Consider the following 25,007-nt stretch of genomic DNA (forward strand, 5'->3'; position numbering starts at 1 on the left):
TGGCGCCGACTCGGTGCCATTTCGGGGGACATTCGCGCCGGGTCGGCGGCCCGACGAACCGGATCGCGTGGTCGGATCGTCGGTAGGGGTGACCCACTCCCCCTCACGAGGAGATCCCATGACCCGACGCGACCCGGCGGCCTTCGCCGAGTTCGTGGCTGCGCGGTCGGCGTCCCTGCACCGCACGGCGTACCTGATGGTCGGCGACCGCGGCCTGGCCCAGGACCTGCTGCAGGAGGCGCTCACCAAGACCTACGTCGCCTGGCCCCGGCTGCGCGACCCGGCGAACGCCGAGGCGTACACCCGCAAGGCGATCACGACGACGGCGATCACCTGGTTCCGCCGGCGCAGCTGGGCCGAGCGGCCCATCGACACCGTGCCGGAGCGGCGCTCGCCGGGCGACCACGCCGACGACCTCTCGACGCGCGACCTGCTGTGGTCGGCGCTGCAGTCGCTGCCGCCGCGCCAGCGGGCCGCGATCGTGCTCCGCTTCTACGAGGACCTGTCCGAGGCCCGCACCGCCGAGGTCCTCGGCTGCGCGCCCGGCACGGTCAAGAGCCAGGTCTCCGCCGGGCTCCGCAAGCTCCGCGACCACCTGGGCGAGCGCGCCGACGGCGACGTGCTGCCCCTGCACCTGTTGGAGGCCACCCGATGACCGGGATGCTGCAGGACCTGCTCCACGAGCGCGCCGACGGGCTCGACGCTCCCCACGTCGACCTCGCGACCATCACCCGCGACGGCGAGCGGCGCGTACGCCGGCGGCGTACCGCGGTCCTCGGGGGCCTGGCCGCCGCTGCGGTCGTCGTCGTCGGAGGCGTGGCGATGCTGGGCGGCGGCGCCGGTGGCACGCCGGACACGCGACCCGACCGTGTCGCCGACGGGACCGACGCGCACCCGCTCGCGCTCGCGTGGGTCACGGGCAGCACGCTCCACCGTGTCGGCGAGCCCGACGTCGACCTCGGCGTCGACGTGCGGGCGTGGGTCTGGGCGGGTGATGACGTCGTCTTCACCGACCCCGAGCGGCGGGTCCGGGTCTGGAGCGGCGACGCCCTCGACGTGGTGGGCGAGGTCGCCGAGCCGGAGGTGGACGACGCCGAGCTGGTGGCCGACGACACCCGGGTCGCGTGGGTGGATCCCGACGGGCGCCCCGTGCGCCTCGACGTCGCCACCGGCGACAGGGTGACGGGTCCGCGGCTCCCCGGCCGCGACGTGCGCCTGACCGCGATGGACGGGGCGACGGTCTACGCCGCGAGCTCCGAGGGCGTGCACACGTGGCAGCCGGTGACACCGGAGGCGTACCAGAGGCTCGGCACGGACCCCGGCGGCGTCGTCATCGACGCGCAGGCCGGCACGCTGCTGCGCTCGACCGGTGACCGCACCGCGCGGGCGACCGGTCCGGGCCGCTCGCTCACCCTCACGGTCGACAGCTTCGCGCACCTCTCGCCCGACGGCGGCCACGTCGTGGCGGAGAGCGACGACACGGGCGTGCTGCTCGACACCGCGTCGGGCGAGCGCACCGACCTCGACACCGGCTTCGCGTGGGCGCTGCCGTTCCAGTGGCTCGACGACGACACCGTCGCCGTCCTGGCCTTCAGCGGCGTCGACGGAGACGGCGAGGAGGTCGCGCACCTGCTCCCGTGCACCGTCTCCACGGGGGCCTGCGGCGAGCCGGTCACCCTCGACGGCGGCTTCCAGCTCCCGCTGGGGACGCACCTCGACTCCTGACGAGCTGACGCAAACGCACGCGGACGGACCGCCGAGCTGACGCATCTGCACGCGAGCACGTGTGCAGATGCGTCAGCTCGCGCCCTCTGGCGCGTGCAGGTGCGTCAGGTCAGTCGCGCACGGAGTAGTCGCGCGCGGGCTCGCCGATGCCCCGGCCGACCCGGCTGTGCTTGTAGCCGTAGCCGAAGTAGATCGCGAAGCCGAGCGCCATCCAGACCAGGAACCGCAGCCAGGTCTCCGCGGTCAGGTTGAGCATCAGGAAGACGCAGATCGCGGCCGAGACCCACGGCAGGACCGGGGAGAACGGCACCCGGAACGAGCGCTCGAGGTCGGGACGGTTCTTGCGCAGGATCGGCACCGCGATCGAGACGAGGGCGAACGCCGACAGCGTGCCGATGTTGACCATCTCCTCGAGCTTGCCGATCGGGGTCAGCGACGCGACGAGCGCGACGACGACGCCGATGGCGATCGTGATCCGCACCGGGGTGCCGGTCCTCGGGTTCACGTGGGCCAGGGCCGTCGGCATCAACCCGTCGCGGCTCATCGCGAAGAACACCCGCACCGCGCCGATGATCAGCGTCATCACGACGGTGGTGAGACCCGCGACCGCACCGGCGGAGATCAGCGTCGCGTAGCCGTCCCTGCCCTGGTCGATGAAGGCGGTCGCGAGCGCCGCGTCGGGGTTGATGTCGTCGTACTTGACCATGCCGGTGATCACCAGCGCGACGGCCATGTAGAGGATCGTGCAGACCACGAGCGAGCCGATGATGCCGCGCGGCAGGTCCTTCTGCGGGTTGCGCGCCTCCTCGGCCGTGGTCGCCACGACGTCGAAGCCGATGTAGGCGAAGAACACCAGGGACGCGGCGAACAGGATGCCGGCGACGCCGTAGACGCCCGGCGCACCGAACACGGTCTGGATCAGCGGGGTGTGCAGCCAGCCCTCGGCGGTCGTGCCCGGCGAGCTCGGCGGGACGAACGGCTTGTAGTTGTCGGTGTCGATGAACTGGATGCCGGCGATGATGACGAACAGCACGATGAAGAGCTTGAGCGCCACCAGCACCAGGTTGACCCGCAGCGACTCCTTGATGCCGAAGGCGACCAGCGCGGTGAGCACCGCGACGAGGAGGAACGCCGGCGCGTCGAAGGTGTCGCCGTAGCCGATGCTCTCGGGCCAGGTGAGGCCGATCTCGCCGAGGAAGGTCTCGAAGTACGACGACCAGCCCTGCGCGACGACCGAGGCACCGAGCATCAGCTCGAGGATCAGGTCCCAGCCGATGATCCAGGCGACCAGCTCGCCCATCGTGGCGTAGGAGAACGTGTAGGCCGAGCCCGACACCGGCACCGTCGAGGCGAACTCGGCGTAGCACAGCGCCGCGAGGCCGCAGCAGATCGCGGCGACCATGAACGAGAAGACGACACCGGGGCCGGCGTAGGCCTGCGCCACACGCCCGGTGAGGGTGAAGATGCCCGCGCCGATGATGACGCCGATGCCGAAGACGGTGAGGTCGAGGGCGGTGAGGCTCTTCTTGAGCTTGAACTCGGGATCTTCCGTGTCGGCCATCGAGTGCTCGATGGACTTGGTGCGCCAGATGCTCATCCCAGCAACCTAGGGCACCCGGAACCGCTACCGGCGGGTCACCCCGTCGGCGCGGACGCGGCGCGCCGCGCGCTCAGGCGGTGTGGTCGACCTCGACGAGCGCCACGCCCTGGTCGAGCGCGGTGACGTCCTCGACGATGCCGCGCGCGATGGTCTGGGCGTCGAGGCCGATGCGGGCCAGGATCGCGTCGCGCTTGGCGTGGTCGAGGAACTCCTGCGGGATGCCGTGGAGCCGGAACGGCGTGCGCACGCCGGCGTCGTTGAGCGTCTGCAGCAGCGTGGCGCCGCAGCCGCCGACGCGGCCGTTGTCCTCCACGCTCACGACCAGGCGGTGCTCGCGGGCGAGCTCGACGATGGCCGGGTCGACCGGCTTGACCCAGCGGGGGTCGACGACGGTGACGCCGATGCCCTGTGCGGTGAGCCGCCCGGCGACCTCGACGGCAGTGGTGCACATCGAGCCCACGGCCACGACCAGGACGTCCTGGTCCCCCTCGCGCACCAGCACGTCGGCCCCACCGACACGGTCGATGGCGGGCACGTCGGCCGGCGGCGGGCCCTTGGGGAAGCGCACCACGGTCGGGGCGTCGTCGACCTCCACGGCTTCGTCGAGCAGCTCGTGCAGGCGGGTGACGTCGCGGGGCGCGGCGAGCCGGAGGCCGGGCACGACCTGCAGGATCGACATGTCCCACATGCCGTTGTGGCTCGCACCGTCGTCGCCGGTCACGCCGGAGCGGTCGAGGACGAACGTGACCCCGCACCGGTGCAGCGCGACGTCCATCAGCACCTGGTCGAAGGCCCGGTTGAGGAACGTGGCGTAGACGGCGAAGACGGGGTGCATGCCGCCCATCGCGAGCCCGGCGGCGGACGTCGCGGCGTGCTGCTCGGCGATGCCGACGTCGAAGGTGCGCTCGGGGAACTTCTGGGCGAACGTGTCGAGCCCGACCGGGTGCATCATCGCCGCGGTGATCGCGACGACGTCGTCGCGGCGCTCGCCGATGCCGACGATGGCCTCGGAGAAGTGGTCGGTCCAGATCTTGCCCTTGGGCTTCTCGGCACCGGTCTGCACGTCGAAGGGCCCGGGCGCGTGGAACTGGTCGGCCTCGTGGCGCATCGCTGGGTCGTAGCCCTGGCCCTTGCGGGTGATGGCGTGGACGATGACGGGCGCGGCGAAGCGCTTGGCGCTGGCCAGCGCCTGCTCCATCGCGGCCCGGTCGTGGCCGTCGACCGGTCCGACGTACTTCAGGCCGAGGTCCTCGAACAGGCCCTGCGGCGCGAGGGCGTCCTTCATGCCCTTCTTCACCGCGTGGAGCGCGTCGTAGGCCGCGTGGCCCACGCCCGGGACGGCGTTGAGGCGCTTCTTGACCAGGTCGAGGACCTGCTCGTAGCGCGGGTTGGTGCGCAGCGAGGTCAGCGCGGTCGCGAGCCCGCCGATGGTCGGGGTGTAGGAGCGCTCGTTGTCGTTGACCACGATCACCAGGCGGCTGTTGCGCGCGATGGCGATGTTGTTGAGCGCCTCCCACGCCATGCCACCGGTGAGCGCTCCGTCGCCGATGACCGCGACGACGTGGCGGTCCTCGCCCTTGATGGCGTACGCCTTCGCGAGGCCGTCGGCGTAGGAGAGCGCCGTGGAGGCGTGCGAGTTCTCGACGATGTCGTGCTCGGACTCGGCCTGGCTGGGGTAGCCGCTGATGCCGCCCTCCTTGCGGAGCGTGGCGAAGTCGGTGTGGCGGCCGGTCACGAGCTTGTGCACGTAGGACTGGTGGCCGGTGTCGAAGACGACCCGGTCGTGCGGGGAGTCGAAGACCCGGTGGATGGCCAGGGTCAGCTCGACCACGCCGAGGTTGGGTCCCAGGTGACCGGAGTTGGTGGCGACGGTCCGGATCATCAGGTCCCGGATCTCGGCGGCCAGCTCGTCCAGCTGCTCCGCGGAGAGGCCGCGGAGGTCACGCGGAGACGCGATCGAGTCGAGGAGTCCCATGGTCCGGGAGTCTATTTCATGGCAGGTCGAGGACCGCCACCGACGGCTCGTGGAGGCTCCCCATCCAGACCCGGCCCTCGTGCTCCCGCACGCCCGTGACCATGTGGTAGCCGGGCCCGCTCGCCGGCGCGGGCACGTCGAGGTCGTGCACGAGTGACCCGTCGTCGGCGAACGCCTGCACCCGGATCGTGTGCTTCGGCTTGGGTTGCAGGGCCTCGGGGATCCGGGTCACCGCGCGGCGCAGCACCATCGGCGCCGAGCCGAGGCGCTCCACGACCGGGTCGAGCGGGCTGGCGATCGTCACCCAGACGAGCCCGTCGCTGCCGCGGCTGATGTTGTCGGGGTATCCCGGCAGGTCGGCGGCCAGGTGGTCGCGCTCCCCCGCCCTCGGACCGGTGAGCCACAGACGTACGACGGTGCGGGCGCGCGTCTCCGCCACCGCGACGTAGGCCCCGTCGGCGGCCAGCGCCACCCCGTTGGCGAACGCGAGCCCGGTGAGGACCACCTCGACCGTGCCGTCGGGATCGCGGCGCAGCAGCCGCCCGGTGCGAGTGTCCTGGACGAAGTCGTCCTTCCACCGCTCGACGCCGAAGTGGAGGGAGGAGTCGCTGAACCAGATCGTGCCGTCGCCCGCGACCGCGGCGTTGTTGCAGAACCGCATCGGCCGGCCCTCGACGCGGTCGAGGAGCACGTCGACGGCCCCGGTGTCGGGCGCGACGCGGAGCAGGCCGCGATGGGCGTCGCACACCAGCAGGTCGCCGCCGTCGAGCAGCTCGATGCCGAGCGGGCGACCCCCGGTGTCCGCGACCCGGCGGGTGCTCCCCGTGCGCGGGTCGAGGGCCCACAGCGCGCCGTCCTCGGTGCCGGTGAAGACCGTGCCGTCGGGTGCGACGACGACGTCCTCGGCGCCCATCGCCGGGACGGGGTGGACGGTCAGGGTCTGCGCGGTCGGGGTCATGGCGCCATGCTGGCGTAGACGTCGCTCCGGAGGAAGGCCGGCACGATCGACGCTCACATCCGCACGCGGTAGCGCGTGCCGCGCAGGGCGTCCTCGACGAGGCCGACCTCGCGCCGCACCGCCATCAGCCGGGCGTCCTCGAGCTGGAAGGTCTGCACCGCCGCCTGCACGACCGCCTCGCTCGCGACGTGCTTCAGGTCGCCGCGGATCTCGCTCAGCCCGCGACGCGTGGCCAGCTGCTGCGCCTCGACGTGGAGCACAGCGAAGCGCGCCAGCACCACCACGTGGCGGCGCAGCCCGGGGAACCTGCGGTAGTCGGGCGGGCAGAGGTCGAGCAGCCAGGCCGCAGCCGTCACCTCCCAGTCCGGGGTGTCCGGCGGACGCACCTGGCGCGGCCATCCCGGCGGCGCCACCCCGCTGTGGCCCTGCGGGGCCTCGGGCCTGGGGTGCGGCTGCGGGACGGGGAACACGTGACCACCCTATCGAACGCGTGTTCGACCTGCGGTCAGTCGGCCAGCTGAGCCTCGATCGCGGCCAGGTCGGGGTCGCGGAGCCCGACGAGGTCGAGGCGCCACCACGCATCGGGGTAGACCAGCCTCCCGGTCATCCATGGCTCATGACCCCCGAGCAGCAGCACCTGGCAGGCGGGTTCAGGGATCCGGGGCGAGGGCCGGTCGAGCCCGTGGGCCGACGCCGCCTGCCAGCCGCGCGGGCCGTAGTAGGCGGGCGAGCCCTCCAGGAAGACCAGCGGTGCGCCGAGCCGCTCCGCGACGTCCGGCACGGCAGCGAGCAGGGCGGTGCCGATTCCCCGCCCCTGTGCAGCGGGAGCCACGGCCAGCGGGCTGAGCACCAGCACGTCGACCAGCCGCTCGCGCGCGTCGAGCCAGGCGCGAGACAGCGCCACGCACCCAACGACCTCTCCGTCCTCGACGGCCACCAGCTCGACCGCCATGTCCTCGACCCCGCGCAGGCGGGCCATCACGTCGTTGACCGCCGCACCCTTCTCGCCGAAGGCCCCCTCGACCACGGCCTCGACGGCGGGGGTGTCGCTGTCGCCCGCCTCACGGACCTCCAGTGCAACCTCGGCCGTCACCGCTCAGCCCGCCAGGAACGACCAGCGCACCGTGCGCTCGTCGTTGTCGACGTTGAGGTCCACCAGGCAGATGCTCTGCCACGTGCCGAGCGCGAGCCGGCCGTCGAGGACGGGCACAGTGGCGTGGGGCGGGACGACGGCCGGCATCACGTGGGAGCGCCCGTGGCCGGGCGATCCGTGGCGGTGGCGCCAGCGGTCGTCGGCGGGGAGCAGGTCGGCGAGGGCCGCGAGCAGGTCGTCGTCCGACCCGGCACCCGTCTCGATGACGGCGATGCCGGCGGTGGCGTGCGGCACGAAGACCTGCAGCAGGCCGTCGCCGCGACCGGCCACGAAGTCAGCGGCGACGCGGGTCAGGTCGAGCACCGTCTCCTCGCCACCCGTGCGGTGGGTCGTGGTCTCGGAGTCCATGCCGCCACGCTAGCGGCCCTTCCCGGTCAGTCCCGCAGGGCCTGCTCGATGCGCTCGACCTTGGCGGTCAGCTGACCGTCGTAGCCGGGCCGGATGTCGGCCTTGAGCACGAGCCCGACCCGCGGCGACACCTCGGCCACCACGTCGACGGCCTTCTTCACCACCGCCATCACCTCGTCCCACTCCCCCTCGATGTTGGTGAACATCGCGTTGGTCTCGCACGGCAGCCCGGACTCGCGCACGACCCGCACGGCGGCTGCGACGGCGTCGGTGACGGACCCGGTGGGGTCGCCGGACATGGGCGAGAGGGAGAAGGCGACGATCATGCGGCCCACGCTAGGGCACGCGGGCGGCACCCCTGTCCCAGGGCCCGCCACCCGCCCGGGTGGGACGTCCCATCCGGTCGCATGCCTACGTTCGAACCCTCTGAGAGGCCCCGGCCCACCGGGGTCCCAACGGAAGGAACGCACGTGCCCGACGTCACCGCAAGCTCCGGTCTCCTCCACTCCACCAAGGTCCACGTCGAGGACTCCGGCGGCCCCGGCCGCCCGGTCGTCCTCATCCACGGCTGGCCGCTGTCCGGCGAGTCGTGGAGCGAGCAGGTCGGCCCCCTCAGCGCCGCGGGCCACCGCGTGGTTGCCTACGACCGCCGCGGCTTCGGTCGCAGCGACAAGCCCTCGGGGGGCTACGACTACGACACGCTCGCCGACGACCTCGACGGCGTGCTCGAGGAGCTCGACCTCACCGACGTGACGCTCGTCGGCTTCTCCATGGGTGGCGGCGAGGTGGCCCGCTACATCGCCCGCCACGGTGAGGACCGGATCCACTCCGTCGTCTTCGCGGCCGCCGTCCCGCCGTACCTCATGAAGTCCGACGACAACCCCGACGGCCCGCTGACCGAGGAGGCCGCGAAGGAGATGGAGGACGGCCTGAAGGCCGACCGCACCACCTTCTTCGACGGCTTCACGAGGGACTTCTTCTCCGCCGACGGCGAGCTCAAGGTCACCGAGGAGCAACGCCAGGAGGCGATCGCCCTGTGCCACCAGAGCGACCAGACGGCCGCGCTGGGCTGCATGGAGGCCTTCGGCACCACCGACTTCCGTGACGACCTGACGAAGGTCACCGTCCCGACGCTCGTGATCCACGGCGACTCCGACGCGATCGTGCCGTTCGAGGGCTCCGGCCAGCGCACCCACGCGGCGATCGCGAGCTCCGACCTCGTCGTCGTCGAGGGCGCCCCTCACGGCTTCAACGTGAGCCACGCGGAGGAGTTCAACCGCGCGCTCCTGCATTTCCTGGAGCGCTGAACCACTGACGCTGCGCCGTGAGTCTCCAGGAGACTCACGGTCGGTGCCGGGCCCCGCTGCGCCTTGAGTCTCCAGGAGACTCAGGGCGCAGCGCGCGGCTGCGGACCCGTCGGGTCAGGCGTTGGCGCCGCCGGGGAGCGCGCCCTGGGGGTCCGGGGTGCCGCCCTGGCAGCTGACCCCGATCTCGGGGGCGGTGTGCCCGTCGCCGTACTCCGTAATGAACAGCGCGAGTCGGGGGTCGTCGGCCCCGTCGAGGCGGAGCTGGGCTCCCCAGACCGTGACGACCACGGGCGCCGGAAGGTACTCGCGCGGCGACATGATCCCGTTGTCGGGCAGCGCCTCCGCGAGTCGCTCGACGTCGTCGATCGCGAGGTCGGGGTCGTAGGTGATCCACACCGAGCCGTGCTCGAGGTCGTGGACCGCGTTCTCCTCGCGCACCGGCTCCTCGTAGACACCGCACGCCAGCCACACCGGCGCGTGCGGGCCGCCGGCCGGCGGGTCCTGGGGGTACGCGACGTCGCCCGGGGTGTGCTCGCGGGAGGTGATGTCCCACGTCTGCACCGCGCGGAGGTCGCGGGCCCGCTGGGCCTCCTCCTCGCCGTGGAGCGCCTTGTCGACCAGCGGCGCCACGAGCGCCCCAGCCATCACCAGCATCGCCAGCACCGTGGAGAGCACGAGCGGCAGCCGGTTCGCGGTGCTGGCCGGCGTCTCGGGCGACCCGTCCACCTCCGCCGACTGCTCCTCCGACGGTGCGTCGGGGGCGTCGTGCGCAGCGGGGTCGTCCACGCGCGTCAGGCTACCGGCGCCCCCACGAGGTCCGACACGTGGCGACGGTGGAGCGTCCGGCCCGACCTACGGGCCGGGCGCTCCACCGTCGCTCCCGAGATGGCCGACGGGCCGCGCCCGGGAGGTCCCGGACGCGGCCCGTCAGGGTCCGCTCAGCGGTGCGTCAGGCGCGCAGGAGGTTGCGCAGGACGTACTGCATGATGCCGCCGTTGCGGTAGTAGTTCGCCTCGCCAGGGGTGTCGATGCGCACCACGGCCTCGAACTCGCTGGTCTCGCCGTGCGCCATGTCGGTGCCGGGAGCCGGCTCCACCTTGACCGTGACGGTCTTCGGCGTGGTGCCGTCGTTGAGCTCGGTGATGCCGGAGATCGAGATGACCTCCGCACCCGTCAGGCCCAGGTCGTCGGCCGTCTTGCCCGCGGGGAACTGCAGCGGGATGACACCCATGCCGATGAGGTTCGAGCGGTGGATGCGCTCGTAGGACTCGGCGATGACGGCCTTGACGCCCAGGAGCGCGGTGCCCTTGGCCGCCCAGTCGCGCGAGGACCCGGAGCCGTACTCCTTGCCCGCCAGGACGACCAGCGGGGTGCCGGCGGCCTGGTAGTTCTCGCTCGCCTCGAAGACGCTGGTGACCTCGCCGTCCTTCGTGAAGTCCTTGGTCACGCCGCCCTCGGTGCCGGGCGCGATCTGGTTGCGCAGGCGGATGTTGGCGAACGTGCCGCGGATCATGACCTCGTGGTTGCCACGGCGCGAGCCGTAGGAGTTGAAGTCACGCTGCTCCACGCCGTGCTCGGCGAGGTAGCGGCCCGCGGGGCTGTCCTTCTTGATCGCACCGGCCGGGCTGATGTGGTCGGTGGTGACCGAGTCGCCGAGCTTGAGCAGGACGCGGGCGCCGACGATGTCGGTGACCGGCTCCGGCTCGGTGGGCATGCCGTCGAAGTAGGGAGGGCGGCGGACGTAGGTGGACTCGGGGTCCCACTCGAACGTGTTGCCCTCCGGGGTGGGCAGCGACTGCCAGCGCTCGTCGCCCTTGAAGACGTCGGCGTAGGAGGAGCCGAACATGTCGGAGGTGATCGCACGGGCGATCGTCTCCTCGACCTCCCGCGGGCTCGGCCAGATGTCCTTGAGGAACACGTCGTTGCCGTCGGTGTCCTGGCCCAGCGGGTCGTTGAACAGGTCGACGTCCATCGAGCCGGCGAGGGCGTAGGCCACGACCAACGGGGGGGACGCGAGGTAGTTCATCTTCACGTCGGGGTTGATCCGGCCCTCGAAGTTGCGGTTGCCCGAGAGCACCGAGACGACCGCGAGGTCGGCCTCGTTGACCGCGGCGGAGACCTCGGGGATGAGCGGGCCGGAGTTGCCGATGCAGGTGGTGCAGCCGTAGCCGACGAGGTTGAAGCCGAGCTTGTCGAGGTACGGCGTGAGGCCGGCGCGGTCGTAGTAGTCGGAGACGACCTTGGAGCCGGGGGCCAGCGAGGTCTTGACCCACGGCTTGCGGGCCAGGCCCTTGTCGACGGCGTTCTTGGCCAGCAGCGCCGCACCGATCATCACGCTCGGGTTGGAGGTGTTGGTGCACGAGGTAATCGCGGCGATCACCACGCTGCCGTGGTCGACCTCGAACTCCTGGCCGTCGACCGTCACCTTGGTCGGCTTGCTGGCGCGACCGGTCGCGGTGCTGGCGTGGACCGGCGCACCGTTGCCACCGGAGTGGCTCGGGGCGTCGGAGGCCGGGAAGGACTCCTCGACGGCCTCGTCGTAGCCCGACGCGGCAGCGGCGTCGTCGGGGTCGCTGTCACCCTCGTCGACGTAGTCCTTGAGCGCGCCGCGGAACGACTCCTTGGCGGCCGAGACCTCGACGCGGTCCTGCGGGCGCTTGGGGCCGGCGAGCGACGGGACGACCGTCGACACGTCGAGCTCGAGGCGCTCGCTGTAGCGCGGCTCGGCGCTCGGGTCGTGCCAGAGGCCCTGCTCCTTGGCGAAGGCCTCGACGAGCGCGAGCTGCTCCTCGCTGCGGCCGGTCAGGCGCAGGTAGTCGACGGTCTGGTCGTCGATCGGGAACACGGCGATGGTCGAGCCGAACTCGGGGCTCATGTTGCCGATCGTGGCGCGGTTGGCCAGCGGCAGCGCCGAGACGCCCTCGCCGTAGAACTCGACGAACTTGCCGACCACGCCGTGCTCGCGGAGCATCTCGGTGATGGTCAGCACCAGGTCGGTGGCGGTGGAGCCCTCGGGCAGCTCGCCGGACAGCTTGAAGCCGACCACGCGCGGGATCAGCATGGAGACCGGCTGGCCGAGCATCGCGGCCTCGGCCTCGATGCCGCCGACGCCCCAGCCGACCACGCCGATGCCGTTGACCATCGTGGTGTGGGAGTCGGTGCCGACGCAGGTGTCGGGGTAGGCCACGCCGTCGCGGACCATGACCACGCGCGCCAGGTGCTCGATGTTGACCTGGTGGACGATGCCGGTGCCCGGGGGGACGACCTTGAAGTCGTCGAAGGCGCCTTGGCCCCAGCGCAGGAACTGGTAGCGCTCGCGGTTGCGCTCGTACTCGATCTCGACGTTGCGCTCGAAGGCGTCGGCGGAGCCGAAGACGTCGGCGATGACGGAGTGGTCGATGACCATCTCGGCCGGCGCGAGCGGGTTGATCCTGGTGGCGTCGCCGCCGAGCTCGGCCATCGCCTCGCGCATCGTGGCGAGGTCGACGACGCAGGGCACACCGGTGAAGTCCTGCATGATCACGCGGGCGGGCGTGAACTGGATCTCCTGGTCGGGCGCGGCGCTGGCGTCCCAGCCGGCGATGGCCCTGATGTGGTCGGCGGTGATGTCCGCGCCGTCCTCGGTGCGGAGCAGGTTCTCCAGCAGCACCTTCAGCGAGAAGGGCAGGCTCTCGACGTCGAGGCCCTCGCCCTTGACCGCGTCGAGGCGGTAGATCTCGTAGGACTGTCCGTCCACGTCCAGGGTGCCCTTGGCACCGAAGCTGTCCTGACTGGCCATCAGCCACATCTCCTTCGGGGAGTTCGCGGGGTACGCCGTCCATCCTGCCCTCGTGCGCGAGGGGACCGGAAGACAGGCAACCCTCATCTTCAGACGTCGCAGTATCTTGACGTCAAGATATCACACGCGTCGCGCCGGCCCGCTAGCCTCCCGGCGTGGCGACACTCCTGCACCTCAACGGCCCGTCGGGGGTCGGCAAGTCCACCCTCGCCCGCGCTCATGCAGCCAACCGACCGGGGACGCTGGTCTGCGACATCGACGACCTCCGCTCGTGGGTCTCGGGCTGGGAGGACGACTTCGTCGGCACGGGGGCGGCCGTCCGCACGTCCGCGCTCGCGCTCATCACCGCCTACCTCGCCACCGGGCGCGACGTCGTCCTCCCCCAGCTCATCGTCACCCCGAGCGAGTGCGCGCGCTTCGAGGCCGCCGCGGCCGACGCGGGAGCGGCGTACGTCGGCGTGGTGCTCGACGTCGCCCCCGGCGACCTGCTCGAGCGGCTCCACGGCCGCACCGTCACCCCGGTCAGCGCCGTCGTGTCGCGGATCATCGAGGAGCGCGGCGGCGACGAGCTCGTCCTGCGCGGACGCCGTGAGCTCCTCGACCTCGCGCCGCAGCAGGGCTGGACCGTCGTCGACACCACCGACCGCGCCGCAGCGCTCGCGCGCCTCGCCGGGCTGGTCGGCTGACCTACCCGATGCCGGCGCGTCGGTCCAGCTCCTGCAGCAGGTCGTGGGCCGCGAGCTCGACCGCCTTGTGCCTCCACTCCGCCGCCCGGTAGACGCAGGCGACCAGGCCCGAGCGGTGGACCCGACGCAGGTCGCCGTAGACGAACGCGTACCGCGCCTTCGTCTGGTCGTTCGCACCCTCGGTGAGGGCGAGGTGCCACGCCGCGTAGTCGTCCCACGAGTGCCGCTCGAGGTAGGCGTTCTGGGCGTCGGTGCCGGGCTGCACGTCGCCCCAGTCGCTGTCGAGGACGTACTGCCGGGACTCGATCAGGCGGCGTGCGTGGGCGACGGCGTCCTGGTTGACGGCGTAGCGGGCCATGACCCCACTGTCGCACGCCGGCGCACGGCGCCGCGTGTCTCAGAACCCGAGCACCTTGCCGAACGCGGACCAGAAGGCGTCGAAGACCTTCGCGATCGGGCTGCTCGGCCCGTCACCGGTGGACTTCTGCCAGAACAGGGGGTGGGCGCCGGAGAACTCGTCGTCGACCAGCGGCGTCCTGCCCCACAGGTAGGGCCAGAACACCTCGGTGCGGTTGACGCTGACCACCAGGCGGGAGTCGAAGCCCATGACGAGGTTCTGCTCCATCCGCGTCGACGCGCCGCCCGGGTCGGTCGCCACGACGTCGCCGCTCCCCTGCACGACCAGGCTGCCCGTGCCGGAGAACAGGATGTAGCGGACCTGCCACGTGGCGAGCGACTGGATGCCCCAGCGCCAGCGTGTCTGCAGCTCCGGCGCGCCCACCACGCCGACGACGTGACGCGGGCGCATCACGACGCCGGGGTGGTCCCGGAAGTCGATGCGCATCAGGTAGGAGTCGGGGTCGTTCGGAGTCGCGAGCGTGGCCGACGTGGCGCCGCCGTCGCCCGTGACGCGGCTCAGGCCGTAGAGGCCGGCCGCGAAGCTGATGAACGGCGACGACCAGTCGTAGAGCAGCCGGCCCCGCACCGTGCCCTGCACCGGGCGCACGTGCTCCGAGCGCGCCGAGAGCACCTCGCCGTCCTCCAGGCGGACCGTCAGGGTGCGCTGCGCCTGCGACGTGCGGAGGTACGCGGCGGGATCGGGGTCCTCGGCCAGGTGGATCGGGCGGTGGGCCCGCCTGACCAGCGGCATCAGGACGAAGTAGCTCACCACGCGCAGCAGGCCGGGGGCCAGCACCAGCAGGAGCGCGGTGAGGACGATCCAGCGCCACGACCGCGCCCACAGGTCCACCACCCTGCCGGCCCACGAGCCCTGCGCCCGCTCCAGGCGCGCCTCGTCTGCCTCGGCCTGGGCCAGCTCCGACCCGGTGTTGTCGATCTCGCGCTGCTGGGTGGCGAGTCCGCCGTCCTCGCCCAGCCGGTCGAGCTTCTCCTCGTTGCTCAGCGCGGGGTCGGCCAGCACCGCGGCGTCGGCGCGTGCGTCGGCGAGGTTGTCCTCGAACGTCGCCAGCGCGTCCTCCGCCGCGTCGAGCGCCTTCTGCGCGTCGTCGCACGGGTTCGGCCCGGGCAGCACGTCCTCCGCGAGCGCCTCCAGCCGGCCGCAGAGGTCGCCCTGGCGCGCCTCGACCTCTGACGCCTGCTCCGCGACGCGTCCGGTGCCCGCCTCGACCTCGGCGGCGACCTCGGTGGTGAGGGTCTCGGTCGCCCTCGCCTGCGCCGCCTCGTACGAGCTCTGCAGCCCGGCGAGCTGGTCCTCGAGCGCGGCGCGGCGCTGGGACACCTCCTGCAGCCGGTCACGCTCGGCCTCCGCCTCGCGCAGCACCGGCACGAGGGCCGACACCAGCAGCAGCCCGAGGAACAGCGACAGCGCGACCGCTGCGACGAGTCCTGCCTTGCGCAGCGCGAAGCCCAGGACTGCCGAGATCAGACGCACCCGGCGATCCTAGGTGGGGATCACGCCTGCCCGGGGCCGGTCCGGGTCAGCAGCGCCACGCACTCGACGTGGTGGGTCATCGGGAAGAGGTCGAAGGCGCGGATGGCGGTGAGCTCGTAGCCGTGCTCGGCGAAGATCGCCACGTCACGGCCCAGTGCGGCGGGGTCGCAGGCGACGTAGGCCACCGCGCGCGGGCGGCGGTCGACGACCTGTTCCACCACGGCGCGCTTGGCGCCCTCGCGCGGCGGGTCGAGGACGACGAGGTCGAAGGGCTCGTCGTAGCCGTGGCGCAGAACGCGGTCGACCGGGCCGCACTCGACGGCGGCGCGCTCGAGGCCGGCGAGGTTGGCCCTGGCATGACGACAGGCGTCGCGGTCGGCCTCGACCGCGACGACCCGGGCACCGGTCGCCGCGCCGACGAACCGGGCGAAGAGGCCGACGCCAGAGTAGAGGTCGAGCGCCCGCTCCCCCGGCTGCGGGTCGAGGAGCTCCATGACCGTGCTGACCAGCACGCGGGGTGCCTCGGGGTGGACCTGCCAGAAGCCGTCGGTCGCGACGCTGAAGGCGTGGGAGGTGTCACCGACGAGGACGTCGTGAGCGGCGACCTGCGACGTGCCCTCGTCGACCAGGAGTCCGTCAGCGTCGGCCGGGCGGGCGCCGTCGGCTGCGATCAGGCAGTCGTCGACCGGGACGAGGCGGTGCGAGCGGTGCGCCCGCATCGCGGGCATGCCGTCGGGCAGCGCTGCGTAGCGCTGTCGGGTGCGCCAGCGCAGTCCGTCGTCGGGGCGGCCCGGGACGGGGACGGCCTCGACCTGCGTTTCGCGCACCAGCGCGGAGTCGGCGTCGAGGCGTCCGAGGCGGACCAGCTGCTCGCGCACCACGGCGGTCTTGAGGTCGCGCTGCGCCGGCACCGCGACGTGCTGGAAGTCGCAGCCGCCACACAGCCCGGGGCCGGCGTACGGGCAGGGCGCCTCGACGCGGTCGGCCGAGGCCTCGAGCACCTCGACGGCGTCACCGCGCCAGAACCGGTCGCCGTCGGTGCCCTCGGTGACCTCGACCACGACACGTTCGCCGGGCAGGGCGTGGCGCACGAACACCACGCGCGACTCGCGTTCGGGCAGCCGGGCCACGCAGTGCCCGCCGTGGGCGACCGGACCGACCTCGACCTCGAAGCGCTCCCCGACGCGGGAGCGGCCGCGCGGCGTGCGGGAGCGTGCCTGTCGCCTCGTCACTGGTCGCCCTGTCGACGGGAGTCGCCGCGGGAGAACACCCGGCCGCGGCGCAGGTCACCGGCGTGCACCCGCACCTCGTCGCGCTCCTCCCGCTCGCGTGCGACGAGCGAGGAGCGGAGCTGGTAGGGCACGGAGATGACCATGACGCCCGGGGTGAACAGCAGTCGGCCCTTGAGGCGCAGCGCGGTCTGGTTGTGGAGGAGCTGCTCCCACCAGCGGCCGACGACGTACTCGGGGATGTAGACCGCGACGACGCCGCGCGGGCTGGCCCGGCGGATCTCCTGGGTGTACTCCACGATGGGGCGCACGACCTCGCGGTAGGGCGAGTGCAGCACCTTGAGCGGGATGTCGAGGTGGCGCTCGTCCCACTCCTCCAGCAGTCGGTTGGTGGCCTTGGTGTCGATGCTGACGTAGATCGCCTCGAGCACGTTGGGGCGGGTGGCCCGGGCGAAGGCGAGGGCCCGCAGCGTCGGCTTGTGCAGCTTGGAGGCGAGCACGATCGCGTGGACGCGGGTGGGCATGATCTTGTCCTGCTCGTCGGCGGCGAGCTCGAGCTCGACCTGGGCGTAGTGACGCCCGATCGCCTTCATCAGCAGGAAGAAGAAGCCCATCGCCAGGATCGTGATCCACGCGCCGGCCAGGAACTTGGTGAGCAGCACGATGACCAGCACCACGGCGGTCATGCCGAGGCCGAAGGTGTTGATCGCCCGCGAGCGCATCATCCGGCGGCGCGCCACCGGGTCCTGCTCGCTGCGCAGGTGGCGGGTCCAGTGGCGGATCATGCCGAGCTGGCTGAGGTTGAAGGAGACGAAGACGCCGACGATGTAGAGCTGGATCAGCTTGGTCGTCTCGGCGTCGAAGATCCAGATGAGCAGGATCGACATGGCCGCCAGGAACACGATGCCGTTGCTGTAGGCCAGCCGGTCGCCGCGCGAGCCGAGCGACCGGGGCGCGAGCCCGTCCTGGGCCAGGATCGAGCCCAGCACCGGGAAGCCGTTGAAGGCGGTGTTGGCCGCCAGCACCAGGATGATGCCGGTGACGGTGAGCACGAAGTAGAAGCCCGGCGAGAAGTGGTCGAAGACCCCGGCGGCGATCTGCGCGATGACCGGGTGCTGGTCGTAGCCGTCCGGCACGGCGGAGCCGGACGCGGTGCGCAGCCGGTCCAGCTCGTGCGGGTCGACGTACTTGATGGCCATCTGCTTGGCCAGCACGATGACGCTCATCATCATCGAGATGGCGATCATGCCGAGCAGGAGGAGCGTGGTCGCGGCGTTGCGGCTCTTGGGCTTGCGGAACGCCGGGACGCCGTTGCTGATGGCCTCGACGCCGGTGAGCGCGGCACAGCCCGACGAGAAGGCGCGCGCGAGCAGGAACAGCAGCGCGACCTGGTTGAGCGGCCCCTCCCACCCTTCCTTGGGCTCGATGACGAGGTCGGCGCTCTCGGCCTGCGGCAGGTCGCCGGTCAGCAGCTGCAGGAGTCCGTAGGCGCACATGCCGAGGATCGCGACCATGAAGGAGTAGGTCGGGACGGCGAAGAAGGCGCCCGACTCACGGACCCCGCGCAGGTTCATCGCCGTCAGCACGATGACCGCGATGACCGCGATGGTCGCCTCGTGGCCGATGAGGCCGTTGATCGCGCCGGCGGCGTACTGGGCGGCCGAGGAGATCGACACCGCGACGGTCAGGACGTAGTCGACGAGCAGCGCGCTGGCGACGGTCACCCCGGCGTTGCGCCCGAGGTTGACGGTGGCGACCTCGTAGTCGCCGCCGCCCGAGGGATAGGCGTGGACGGTCTGGCGGTAGCTCGCGACCACGGTGAGCATCACGAGGGCGACGGCGATGCCGATCTTCCACGACCACACGTAGGTCGAGGCCCCCGCGACGGCGAGCATGATGAAGACCTCGTCGGGCGCGTACGCGACCGAGGACAGCGCGTCGCTGGCGAAGACGGGCAGGGCGATGCGCTTGGGCAGCAGGGTCTCGCCCAGCTGGCTGCTCCGCAGCTTGCGGCCCAGCAGGATGCGCTTGGACACGTCGCCGACACTCACGGTGGGGAAGCCTAGACCCGGGGGCACGGGATTCCTCGCTGGGATACGGTTCACGCGTGCACGTCGTGATCATGGGTTGTGGCCGCGTCGGATCGACGCTCGCCCGCAGCCTCGAGGACCGCAACCACACCGTGTCGATCATCGACAGCGAGCCGGACGCGTTCCGTCGTCTCGGGCCGGAGTTCAACGGCGACAAGATCACCGGCTACGGCTTCGACCAGCAGGTGCTGGAGAAGGCCGGCATCCGTCGTGCCGACGCCTTCGCGGCCGTGTCGAGCGGTGACAACTCCAACATCATCGCCGCCCGCGTCGCGCGCGAGACGTTCGGCCTGCAACAGGTCGTCGCCCGCATCTACGACCCGGGCCGCGCGGAGGTCTACCAGCGCCTCGGCATCACCACCGTCGCCACGGTGAAGTGGACCGCCGACCAGGTCCTGCGGCGCCTGCTGCCCGCCGGCGCCGAGCCCGACTTCCGCGACCCGTCCGGCACGATCCGCGTCGACCACGTCCCGATCCCGGAGGCGTGGATCGGTAGCCGCACGGTCGAGTTCCAGATGCAGTCGCGCAGCCGGATCGCGTGGATCGACCGCCTCGGCGAGGGCATGCTCCCGACCCGCGAGAGCGTGCTGCAGGAGGGCGACATGCTCCACCTGGTCATCCGCGAGGAGAACGCCGCCCACGCCTACTCCGTCCTCGAGTCCGGCCCCGAAGCCGACTGACCGCCCCGACCTCAGCCAGGAGCACTGCACACATGCGCGTCGCCATCGCCGGAGCCGGAGCCGTGGGTCGCTCGATCGCCCGCGAGCTGATCGAGAACGGCCACCAGGTCCTGCTGATCGACAAGAACCCCTCGTCCATCCGCCCAGAGCGGGTGCCCAACGCGGAGTGGCTGCTGGCCGACTCCTGCGAGCTGTCCTCGCTGGCCGAGGCGCAGCTCGGCACGTGCGAGGTGGTGATCGCGGCCACCGGCGACGACAAGGCCAACCTGGTCACCTCGCTGCTGGCCAAGACCGAGTTCGGCGTGCCGCGCACCGTGGGCCGGGTCAACCACCCCAACAACGAGTGGCTCTTCACCGAGGCGTGGGGCGTCGACGTCAACGTCTCGACCCCGCGCATCATGTCGGCACTGGTCGAGGAGGCCGTCTCCGTCGGCGACCTGGTGCGGCTCTTCACCTTCCGGCAGGGCAACGCCAACCTCGTCGAGCTGACGCTCGCCGCCGGCTCCCCCTACGTCGGCACCCCGAGCGGGCTGGTGCCGTTCCCCGACAACTGCGCGCTGGTCACCATCCTGCGCGACGGTCAGGTCTACACCCCCGACGCCGAGCAGCCGCTCGAGGCGGGCGACGAGCTGCTGTTCGTCGTCCCGGCCGAGGTCGAGGGCGAGCTCGAGGACCTGCTCTCCCCCGACCGCCGCTCGTCCTGAGCCCCCGCCCCGACAGGCCGGGGCGCGTTCAGGCGGAGGGGGCGTCCGGGACGCCCGAGACCCCGGGGGCCACGGGCGTGCGGTTGCGCGAGAGCAGCCAGACCATCGTGCCCAGCGCCGCGAGCTGCAGCGGCCACCCGAGCACGATCTTCAGCACCCCGAGGGCCGCGACGGCCGCGTCGGCGTCCATCGACCCCGACGACCCGGCGAGCCAGATCGGCGCCTGCACCGCCACCCGCAGCGCGCACGGCAGCGCGAGCAGCCACGTCAGTCGCGAGCACAGCCGGACGACCTGCCGGTCGCCGTGCCACGCGGTCGCGTCGCCGGTGATGCTGCCGACCATGAAGCCGACGAGCGGCCAGCCGACGAGGCAGGTCAGGGCCAGCACGACGGCGTACCCGCCGTTGTAGAGCAGGCCCGGCAGGAAGTACGCGAGCGCCTGGTCCTCGGCCGACCCGCCGGACGCGGCCGAGCGGTGCACGAAGTACCACCCGATGCCGATGCCGAGGAGCGCGTTGACGACGAACTGGACCGTCGAGCGCTGCACCAGCCGGACCGCCAGCAGCACCAGCGCCGCGCCGATGCTGATGCCTAGCGCGAGCTGGAGGTCGCGCAGGGTCAGCCAGGAGAGGGTGAAGAGGATCGTCGGCACGGCCGCCTCGGCCATGCCGCGCCGGCCACCGAGGGCCTTCGCCAGCTGCGCGCGCACGACCTCCTCGACCGTGGCGGCAGCGACGGGCCGGGGCTCGGGCTGCTCCGCCTCGACCTGGTCGGGCTGCCGCTGCTGCGGCTGGGGCTGCTCGGCGGGGGGCTGGGTCACGGGCGGAGCTCGTAGCGCGGGTTGAACATGATCGGCACCCCGCCCTGGCGGCCGATGCAGCCGGTGACGGTGACCGAGCGCCCGGGGTCGACGCCGGCGATCCGGCGACGCCCGAGCCACACGATGGTGATAGCACCGGAGCCGTCCTCGAGCTCGGCCTCGAGGGCCGGCACGCCGCCGCGCGGACGCAGGGTCACGGTGTGGAGCACGCCGTTGACCACGACCCGCTCGCGCTCCGGCGCGTCGGCGATGGCGACCGCCTCGCCCGTGGCGTGCGACTGGCGCAGGTCACGCTGGTGCTGGTCCTGGCTGTCGGCCCACTTCGAGAGCGCCTGCCGGACGCGGCTCTTCGGCACGGCTCACCGCACCCGACGGGCGTCGTCCGGCAGCCGGACGGGCAGCGGCTCGCCGACGGGCATGGCCTGCTCGCCACGGCGTACGACGACCTGCGCGAGCGCGTCCTCCCACTCCGGGGTCGCCTCCGGCTCCACGGCCGGCCGGCCCAGGAAGGAGGCGCGCAGCAACCACCGCTCGCCGTTGATGCCGATGATCCGCGAGGGCTGCGTCGCGACGGTGCCGTCGGGACGCTGCACCGGCAGGGCGCAGACGAGCTCGGTGCCCCAGCGACCCTCGCGCTCCTCGGCTGTGCCGCCACGGCGGGCGAGGTCCTCGGCGATCTGGGGGCGGACGGTCGACCAGAGGTCGCCGTTGCGGGGGGCGGCGAACGCCTGGAACTCGCACGCGCCGTCGGGGCCGGCCAGCATGACCGCGCGCACCTCGCCCGAGGCCTCGTCGACCTGGAGGCGGAGCTCGCGGTCGGCGATCGCGGGGACGAGCACCGAGCCGAGGTCGGCCCGCTCGATGCCGTCGCCCTCGACCTGAGCGGCGTCGAATGGCCCAGCGCCGGCTGCGGGCGAGGTGCCCGCCGCGGCTGCGTCGGGCGCGTCGTGGGCTTCGGTGGACGACGCGACCGGGGTCGTGGTCGCCTCGGCGCTCGTGGCGGTCTCCTCGGCCTTGCGGCGGAACCTCACGTCGTTGCTCCTTCGTGCTCGTCTCGGCTCACGGACGCGAACCGGTACCTGTAGAACCGTAGCCCCCGTCACCGCGGACCGACGTGGGCAGCACCCCCACCTCGACGAAGCGGGCGCGCTCGAAGCGCTGGACGACGAGCTGCGCGATGCGGTCGCCGCGGTGCAGGGTCACGGGCTCGACGGGGTCGTGGTTGATGAGGAGGACCTTGATCTCACCGCGGTAGCCCGCGTCGACCGTGCCGGGGGTGTTGACGATCGACAGCCCGTGCCGCGAGGCCAGCCCCGAGCGCGGGTGCACCAGCGCGACGTACCCGTCCGGCAGGGCGATCGAGATGCCCGTCGGCACCAGCGCCCGCTCCCCCGGCGCCAGCGTCAGGTCGACGGTGGTGTGGAGGTCGGCGCCGGCGTCTCCCGGGTGCGCGTACGACGGGAGCGGGAGCTCCGTGTCGAGCCGGACCACCGCGATCTCGAGGTCGGCGGCGGGCGGGTGTGGGTCGTGGTCGGGCACGAGGAGGCAATCTATAGGCTCTGCGCCGTGGACTACGCCGAACGCCTCACCGTCCCGCTGCGCTGGTGGGCGCAGGGCACGATGCTGGTGGCGTCCCTCTGGCTGGCGATCGTCGCCGCAGTCCCCGACCACACCGCGTGGGGCCACGCCGTCGGCGCGGCCTGCATCGCGCTGATGGCCGCCCTGTTCCTCTCCTACGGCCGCGCCCGCGTCGGCGTGGGCGCCGGCGAGCTCCGCGCCGGGAAGGCGCACGTCGGCCTCCAGCACGTCGGTGAGGTCGTCGCTCTCGCGCCGGAGGACGTACGCCTGATGGCGGGCCGCGACGCCGACGCCCGCGCGTACCTGCTGCTCCGGCCCTACCTCAAGCGTGCGGTCAAGGTGGAGATCACCGACCCGGCCGACCCGGCCCCGTACTGGTTGCTCAGCTGCCGCCGCCCGGACGACCTCGTCTCGGCCGTGCGGGTGGGCCGGACCGGCACGCCTGCTGGGTAGGGTTGCGCCCATGGCCTCTTCGGACTCGTCCAGCAAGTTCTACTCGGCGTTCTCGCTCGCCGCCGCCCTCGGTGCCGCGGCCGTCGCCAAGAAGGCCCTCACCACCTCGTGGCGCGCCACCACCGGCAAGAACCCGCCGGCCAACCCGGCCGACCCCGACGTCAGCGTGCCCGAGGCGGTCATGTGGGCCACGATCAGCGGCGCCTTGATCGGTGTGGCCCGGATGCTGGCCTCGCGCCGAGCGGCGCACTACTACGCCCGCTCCACCGGCCACCTCCCCCCGCAGCTGCAGAAAGACGGACAGGACGCCAAGAACGCGCCTGCCGCCCAGTCCTGATCCCTTCGGCTCCCTCCCCAAGCTCGGTCCGTCGCACGCGCGCGCCGTCCGAGCCCGTGCTCGCGCCGACGCGCCCTGCCCCTGAGGGCAGAACCGTTCGTGGCGCGAACCCGGCGACCAGCAGGCCCGGCGACCCTCACCCTCGAGTCCGTCAGAGACTCAACGTCAGCGCGTCCCCGCCTCGACAGCCGGCGACCCTCGCCCGTGAGTCCGTCAGAGACTCAATGCGATGCGTCGCCGCCGGACCCGTCAATCCCGTGCCGGTGAGTCGCTGAGCGACTCAAGGCGGGGCGGGTGGCGTCGGCACCCTGAGTCGCCTGGAGACTCACGGGCCAGTGCGGCGATGGCGCGGTGAAGCGGGCCAGCAGGCGTCCACAGACCCACTTCCGACCTGCTCGTGAAGCCCCGCTGTGGAAGACGACGAGCGGTTGTCGCACGGGCGGCGTGTGATGGCTCCCCAGCGGCGTCCACCGGGGACGCCCCACCAGGACGGAGCTGCCATGGCGACGAGGGACGACGGAGGAGACCGGACGGACGGAGGCGCTGGGTCCGACACTGGCGTCAGCGGGAACGCGGCCACAGGCACGGACTCCCCTCACGGCGGCGAAGGAACGCGGGAGCCGGCGTTCAGCCAGGAGGACCCGCCGTGGGAGTGCCTCGCGACGTGGACCGAGGAGGAGCGCGCCTGGTGGTGGATGGGCCCGTTCGCGGGGCAGGTGCCCGGCCTGGTGCGGCGGGTACGTCGCATCCTGGACGTCTCCCAGCGCGGCCTCGCCGCACTGCTCGACGTCTCCCAGTCGGTGGTGGCCCGGTGGGAGACCGGCCGCACCAGCCCCCGCGTGAGCGTGCTCGAGCGGCTGCTGCGCCTGGCCGGACTGGTCGCGTCGGTCCACGACCGCCTCACGGGCGAGCAGGTGGACCCGATGCGGGCCGACGGTGCCCGCACGCGCGGCGGCAGCCGGTTCCCGGCGCACGTCGACCTGAGGGCGACGGGGTGGTGGGTGCCACGGGAGCTGCGGACGATGACGTCGGTGGAGGCGTTCGCGTGGGTCCGCCGGTCCCGTCAGGCGCAGGACCCGGCGATCAGGTACCGCCTGGGTCACCACTGGAAGCGGGTCGAGCGGCTGATGCACGGCACGCCCGACGACCACCCGGCGCTCCACCAGCTCGCTGCTGAGGTCGTGCACCTCGACGAGCGGCGGGAGGCACGGCGTCGAGCGGTCCTCGAGCGTCCCAACCCGGCGTCCTGACCTGGCGTCCTGACCCCGGGCACGACACAGCGCCCGCCCCTGACAGGGCCGGGCGCCGTCGTGACCGGTGGTGGACTGCTCAGATGCAGTCGCGGCAGATGAGCTTCTTCTCGTCCGCCAGCTGCGAGCGGTGGTGCACCAGGAAGCAGCTCATGCAGGTGAACTCGTCGTCCTGCCGAGGCATGACCTCGACCGCGAGCTCCTCGTGCGACAGGTCGGCTCCGGGGAGCTCGAAGGACTCGGCCGCCTCGGTCTCGTCCTCGTCGACCTTGCCCGAGTTCTTGTCGTGACGCCGCGCCTTGAGCTCCTCGATGCTCTCCTCGCTCTGGTCCTCCTCGGTCTTGCGTGGTGCGTCGTAGTCGGTAGCCATCGATTCCCTCTCCCCTGCCGTGGCGGGCGTCGCGCTGGATCGCGGCGCGGACGTCGCCAGCTGTGCTCGTCGTCG

Annotated in this window: 27 protein-coding genes; 9 read left to right on the forward strand and 18 right to left on the reverse strand. The window is 72.3% G+C overall.

What is annotated here, in order from left to right; genetic code table 11:
• The first annotated feature begins 118 nt into the window (after window positions 1-118).
• Window positions 119-655 (forward strand): SigE family RNA polymerase sigma factor, encoded by a 537-nt coding sequence (locus ACFFJG_RS19590; protein WP_378520480.1) that lies wholly within the window; start codon window positions 119-121, stop codon window positions 653-655.
• Window positions 652-1,725, forward strand: coding sequence for a hypothetical protein (locus tag ACFFJG_RS19595; RefSeq protein WP_378520481.1), 1,074 nt, complete (start codon window positions 652-654; stop codon window positions 1,723-1,725). The genes ACFFJG_RS19590 and ACFFJG_RS19595 overlap by 4 nt, the downstream gene beginning before the upstream one ends.
• A 109-nt stretch (window positions 1,726-1,834) precedes the next feature.
• Here ACFFJG_RS19595 and ACFFJG_RS19600 read toward each other — a convergent pair whose 3' ends face one another.
• The 7 genes from ACFFJG_RS19600 to ACFFJG_RS19630 form a co-directional block, all read right to left on the reverse strand.
• Window positions 1,835-3,322: an amino acid permease gene (locus tag ACFFJG_RS19600; protein ID WP_378520482.1), complete on the reverse strand. Its 1,488-nt coding sequence runs from the start codon at window positions 3,320-3,322 to the stop codon at window positions 1,835-1,837.
• A 73-nt stretch (window positions 3,323-3,395) separates the two neighbouring features.
• The gene (gene dxs / locus ACFFJG_RS19605) at window positions 3,396-5,300 is read right to left on the reverse strand and encodes a 1-deoxy-D-xylulose-5-phosphate synthase (RefSeq protein WP_378520483.1); all 1,905 of its coding nucleotides are present in this window, start codon (window positions 5,298-5,300) and stop codon (window positions 3,396-3,398) included.
• A gap of 16 nt (window positions 5,301-5,316) precedes the next feature.
• Complete coding sequence (locus ACFFJG_RS19610) at window positions 5,317-6,258, reverse strand: SMP-30/gluconolactonase/LRE family protein (RefSeq protein WP_378520484.1); 942 nt, start codon at window positions 6,256-6,258, stop codon at window positions 5,317-5,319.
• 53 nt (window positions 6,259-6,311) lie between these two features.
• A complete protein-coding gene (locus tag ACFFJG_RS19615) occupies window positions 6,312-6,728 on the reverse strand; it encodes a hypothetical protein (RefSeq protein ID WP_378520485.1) in 417 nt (138 codons plus the stop codon).
• Window positions 6,729-6,763: 35 nt separating this feature from the next.
• Window positions 6,764-7,351 (reverse strand): GNAT family N-acetyltransferase, encoded by a 588-nt coding sequence (locus ACFFJG_RS19620; protein WP_378520486.1) that lies wholly within the window; start codon window positions 7,349-7,351, stop codon window positions 6,764-6,766.
• Between the two features lie 3 nt (window positions 7,352-7,354).
• Window positions 7,355-7,759 carry a YjbQ family protein gene (locus ACFFJG_RS19625; protein WP_378520487.1) on the reverse strand — a complete coding sequence of 135 codons (405 nt, stop codon included), beginning with the start codon at window positions 7,757-7,759 and terminating at the stop codon, window positions 7,355-7,357.
• A gap of 26 nt (window positions 7,760-7,785) precedes the next feature.
• Window positions 7,786-8,085 (reverse strand): thiamine-binding protein, encoded by a 300-nt coding sequence (locus ACFFJG_RS19630; protein WP_378520488.1) that lies wholly within the window; start codon window positions 8,083-8,085, stop codon window positions 7,786-7,788.
• A gap of 144 nt (window positions 8,086-8,229) precedes the next feature.
• Here ACFFJG_RS19630 and ACFFJG_RS19635 point away from each other — a divergent pair, with 144 nt between their 5' ends.
• Window positions 8,230-9,066, forward strand: a complete 837-nt coding sequence (locus ACFFJG_RS19635; protein ID WP_378520489.1) for an alpha/beta fold hydrolase — start codon at window positions 8,230-8,232, stop codon at window positions 9,064-9,066.
• Between the two features lie 114 nt (window positions 9,067-9,180).
• Here the strand turns inward: ACFFJG_RS19635 and ACFFJG_RS19640 are convergent, their stop codons facing one another.
• Both ACFFJG_RS19640 and ACFFJG_RS19645 read right to left on the reverse strand, forming a co-directional pair.
• Window positions 9,181-9,852, reverse strand: a complete 672-nt coding sequence (locus tag ACFFJG_RS19640) for a thioredoxin-like domain-containing protein (RefSeq protein ID WP_378520490.1) — start codon at window positions 9,850-9,852, stop codon at window positions 9,181-9,183.
• A gap of 163 nt (window positions 9,853-10,015) precedes the next feature.
• Window positions 10,016-12,844, reverse strand: coding sequence for an aconitate hydratase (locus ACFFJG_RS19645; protein ID WP_378520491.1), 2,829 nt, complete (start codon window positions 12,842-12,844; stop codon window positions 10,016-10,018).
• Window positions 12,845-12,999: 155 nt separating this feature from the next.
• On the opposite strand from ACFFJG_RS19645, the gene ACFFJG_RS19650 reads away from it, so the two are divergent.
• Window positions 13,000-13,530 carry an AAA family ATPase gene (locus tag ACFFJG_RS19650; protein ID WP_378520492.1) on the forward strand — a complete coding sequence of 177 codons (531 nt, stop codon included), beginning with the start codon at window positions 13,000-13,002 and terminating at the stop codon, window positions 13,528-13,530.
• A 1-nt stretch (window position 13,531) separates the two neighbouring features.
• Here the strand turns inward: ACFFJG_RS19650 and ACFFJG_RS19655 are convergent, their stop codons facing one another.
• The 4 genes from ACFFJG_RS19655 to ACFFJG_RS19670 are packed head-to-tail and all read right to left on the reverse strand — an operon-like array spanning window position 13,532 to window position 18,701.
• Window positions 13,532-13,888, reverse strand: a complete 357-nt coding sequence (locus ACFFJG_RS19655) for a hypothetical protein (protein WP_378520493.1) — start codon at window positions 13,886-13,888, stop codon at window positions 13,532-13,534.
• A 39-nt stretch (window positions 13,889-13,927) separates the two neighbouring features.
• On the reverse strand, window positions 13,928-15,421 hold the full coding sequence (locus tag ACFFJG_RS19660; RefSeq protein WP_378520494.1) for a hypothetical protein: 1,494 nt from the start codon (window positions 15,419-15,421) through the stop codon (window positions 13,928-13,930).
• A gap of 20 nt (window positions 15,422-15,441) precedes the next feature.
• Window positions 15,442-16,653: a class I SAM-dependent RNA methyltransferase gene (locus ACFFJG_RS19665; RefSeq protein ID WP_378520495.1), complete on the reverse strand. Its 1,212-nt coding sequence runs from the start codon at window positions 16,651-16,653 to the stop codon at window positions 15,442-15,444.
• Entirely contained in the window at window positions 16,650-18,701 is a 2,052-nt protein-coding gene (locus tag ACFFJG_RS19670) for an APC family permease (protein WP_378520496.1), read from the reverse strand. Before ACFFJG_RS19670 ends, ACFFJG_RS19665 begins: the two co-directional genes overlap by 4 nt.
• Before the next feature lie 56 nt (window positions 18,702-18,757).
• Between ACFFJG_RS19670 and ACFFJG_RS19675 the strand changes: the two genes are divergently transcribed.
• A complete protein-coding gene (locus ACFFJG_RS19675; RefSeq protein WP_378520497.1) occupies window positions 18,758-19,420 on the forward strand; it encodes a potassium channel family protein in 663 nt (220 codons plus the stop codon).
• A gap of 32 nt (window positions 19,421-19,452) precedes the next feature.
• On the forward strand, window positions 19,453-20,124 hold the full coding sequence (locus ACFFJG_RS19680; RefSeq protein ID WP_378520498.1) for a potassium channel family protein: 672 nt from the start codon (window positions 19,453-19,455) through the stop codon (window positions 20,122-20,124).
• Between the two features lie 28 nt (window positions 20,125-20,152).
• Here ACFFJG_RS19680 and ACFFJG_RS19685 read toward each other — a convergent pair whose 3' ends face one another.
• The 4 genes from ACFFJG_RS19685 to dut are packed head-to-tail and all read right to left on the reverse strand — an operon-like array spanning window position 20,153 to window position 22,483.
• Window positions 20,153-20,944: a DUF3159 domain-containing protein gene (locus ACFFJG_RS19685; protein ID WP_378520499.1), complete on the reverse strand. Its 792-nt coding sequence runs from the start codon at window positions 20,942-20,944 to the stop codon at window positions 20,153-20,155.
• Complete coding sequence (locus ACFFJG_RS19690) at window positions 20,941-21,300, reverse strand: OB-fold nucleic acid binding domain-containing protein (protein ID WP_378520500.1); 360 nt, start codon at window positions 21,298-21,300, stop codon at window positions 20,941-20,943. The genes ACFFJG_RS19685 and ACFFJG_RS19690 overlap by 4 nt, the downstream gene beginning before the upstream one ends.
• A gap of 3 nt (window positions 21,301-21,303) precedes the next feature.
• The gene (locus ACFFJG_RS19695; RefSeq protein WP_378520501.1) at window positions 21,304-21,975 is read right to left on the reverse strand and encodes a DUF3710 domain-containing protein; all 672 of its coding nucleotides are present in this window, start codon (window positions 21,973-21,975) and stop codon (window positions 21,304-21,306) included.
• Window positions 21,976-22,003: 28 nt separating this feature from the next.
• The gene (dut, locus tag ACFFJG_RS19700; protein WP_378520502.1) at window positions 22,004-22,483 is read right to left on the reverse strand and encodes a dUTP diphosphatase; all 480 of its coding nucleotides are present in this window, start codon (window positions 22,481-22,483) and stop codon (window positions 22,004-22,006) included.
• 27 nt (window positions 22,484-22,510) lie between these two features.
• Here dut and ACFFJG_RS19705 point away from each other — a divergent pair, with 27 nt between their 5' ends.
• The 3 genes from ACFFJG_RS19705 to ACFFJG_RS19715 all read left to right on the forward strand — a co-directional run bounded on the left by ACFFJG_RS19705 (window position 22,511) and on the right by ACFFJG_RS19715 (window position 24,562).
• On the forward strand, window positions 22,511-22,975 hold the full coding sequence (locus ACFFJG_RS19705) for a DUF3093 domain-containing protein (protein ID WP_378520503.1): 465 nt from the start codon (window positions 22,511-22,513) through the stop codon (window positions 22,973-22,975).
• A gap of 10 nt (window positions 22,976-22,985) precedes the next feature.
• Entirely contained in the window at window positions 22,986-23,312 is a 327-nt protein-coding gene (locus ACFFJG_RS19710; RefSeq protein ID WP_378520504.1) for a DUF4235 domain-containing protein, read from the forward strand.
• Between the two features lie 695 nt (window positions 23,313-24,007).
• Window positions 24,008-24,562, forward strand: a complete 555-nt coding sequence (locus tag ACFFJG_RS19715) for a helix-turn-helix domain-containing protein (protein WP_378520505.1) — start codon at window positions 24,008-24,010, stop codon at window positions 24,560-24,562.
• A gap of 79 nt (window positions 24,563-24,641) precedes the next feature.
• Here ACFFJG_RS19715 and ACFFJG_RS19720 read toward each other — a convergent pair whose 3' ends face one another.
• Window positions 24,642-24,932 (reverse strand): DUF4193 domain-containing protein, encoded by a 291-nt coding sequence (locus ACFFJG_RS19720; RefSeq protein WP_121143038.1) that lies wholly within the window; start codon window positions 24,930-24,932, stop codon window positions 24,642-24,644.
• Window positions 24,933-25,007: the final 75 nt, after the last annotated feature.

It is taken from the genome of Nocardioides zeicaulis (assembly GCF_042432345.1).
GTDB classification, from domain to species: domain Bacteria; phylum Actinomycetota; class Actinomycetes; order Propionibacteriales; family Nocardioidaceae; genus Nocardioides; species Nocardioides zeicaulis.

What these genes read in the sequence shown, in the direction of transcription:
- ACFFJG_RS19710 (WP_378520504.1), top strand. Translation starts at nt 22,986, where the DNA reads ATGGCCTCTTCGGACTCGTCCAGCAAGTTCTACTCGGCGTTCTCGCTC.
- ACFFJG_RS19590 (WP_378520480.1), top strand. Translation starts at nt 119, where the DNA reads ATGACCCGACGCGACCCGGCGGCCTTCGCCGAGTTCGTGGCTGCGCGG.
- ACFFJG_RS19625 (WP_378520487.1), bottom strand. Translation starts at nt 7,759, where the DNA reads ATGGACTCCGAGACCACGACCCACCGCACGGGTGGCGAGGAGACGGTG.
- ACFFJG_RS19715 (WP_378520505.1), top strand. Translation starts at nt 24,008, where the DNA reads ATGGGCCCGTTCGCGGGGCAGGTGCCCGGCCTGGTGCGGCGGGTACGT.
- ACFFJG_RS19680 (WP_378520498.1), top strand. Translation starts at nt 19,453, where the DNA reads ATGCGCGTCGCCATCGCCGGAGCCGGAGCCGTGGGTCGCTCGATCGCC.
- ACFFJG_RS19600 (WP_378520482.1), bottom strand. Translation starts at nt 3,322, where the DNA reads ATGAGCATCTGGCGCACCAAGTCCATCGAGCACTCGATGGCCGACACG.
- ACFFJG_RS19630 (WP_378520488.1), bottom strand. Translation starts at nt 8,085, where the DNA reads ATGATCGTCGCCTTCTCCCTCTCGCCCATGTCCGGCGACCCCACCGGG.
- dxs (WP_378520483.1), bottom strand. Translation starts at nt 5,300, where the DNA reads ATGGGACTCCTCGACTCGATCGCGTCTCCGCGTGACCTCCGCGGCCTC.
- ACFFJG_RS19595 (WP_378520481.1), top strand. Translation starts at nt 652, where the DNA reads ATGACCGGGATGCTGCAGGACCTGCTCCACGAGCGCGCCGACGGGCTC.
- ACFFJG_RS19655 (WP_378520493.1), bottom strand. Translation starts at nt 13,888, where the DNA reads ATGGCCCGCTACGCCGTCAACCAGGACGCCGTCGCCCACGCACGCCGC.
- ACFFJG_RS19720 (WP_121143038.1), bottom strand. Translation starts at nt 24,932, where the DNA reads ATGGCTACCGACTACGACGCACCACGCAAGACCGAGGAGGACCAGAGC.
- ACFFJG_RS19610 (WP_378520484.1), bottom strand. Translation starts at nt 6,258, where the DNA reads ATGACCCCGACCGCGCAGACCCTGACCGTCCACCCCGTCCCGGCGATG.
- ACFFJG_RS19645 (WP_378520491.1), bottom strand. Translation starts at nt 12,844, where the DNA reads ATGGCCAGTCAGGACAGCTTCGGTGCCAAGGGCACCCTGGACGTGGAC.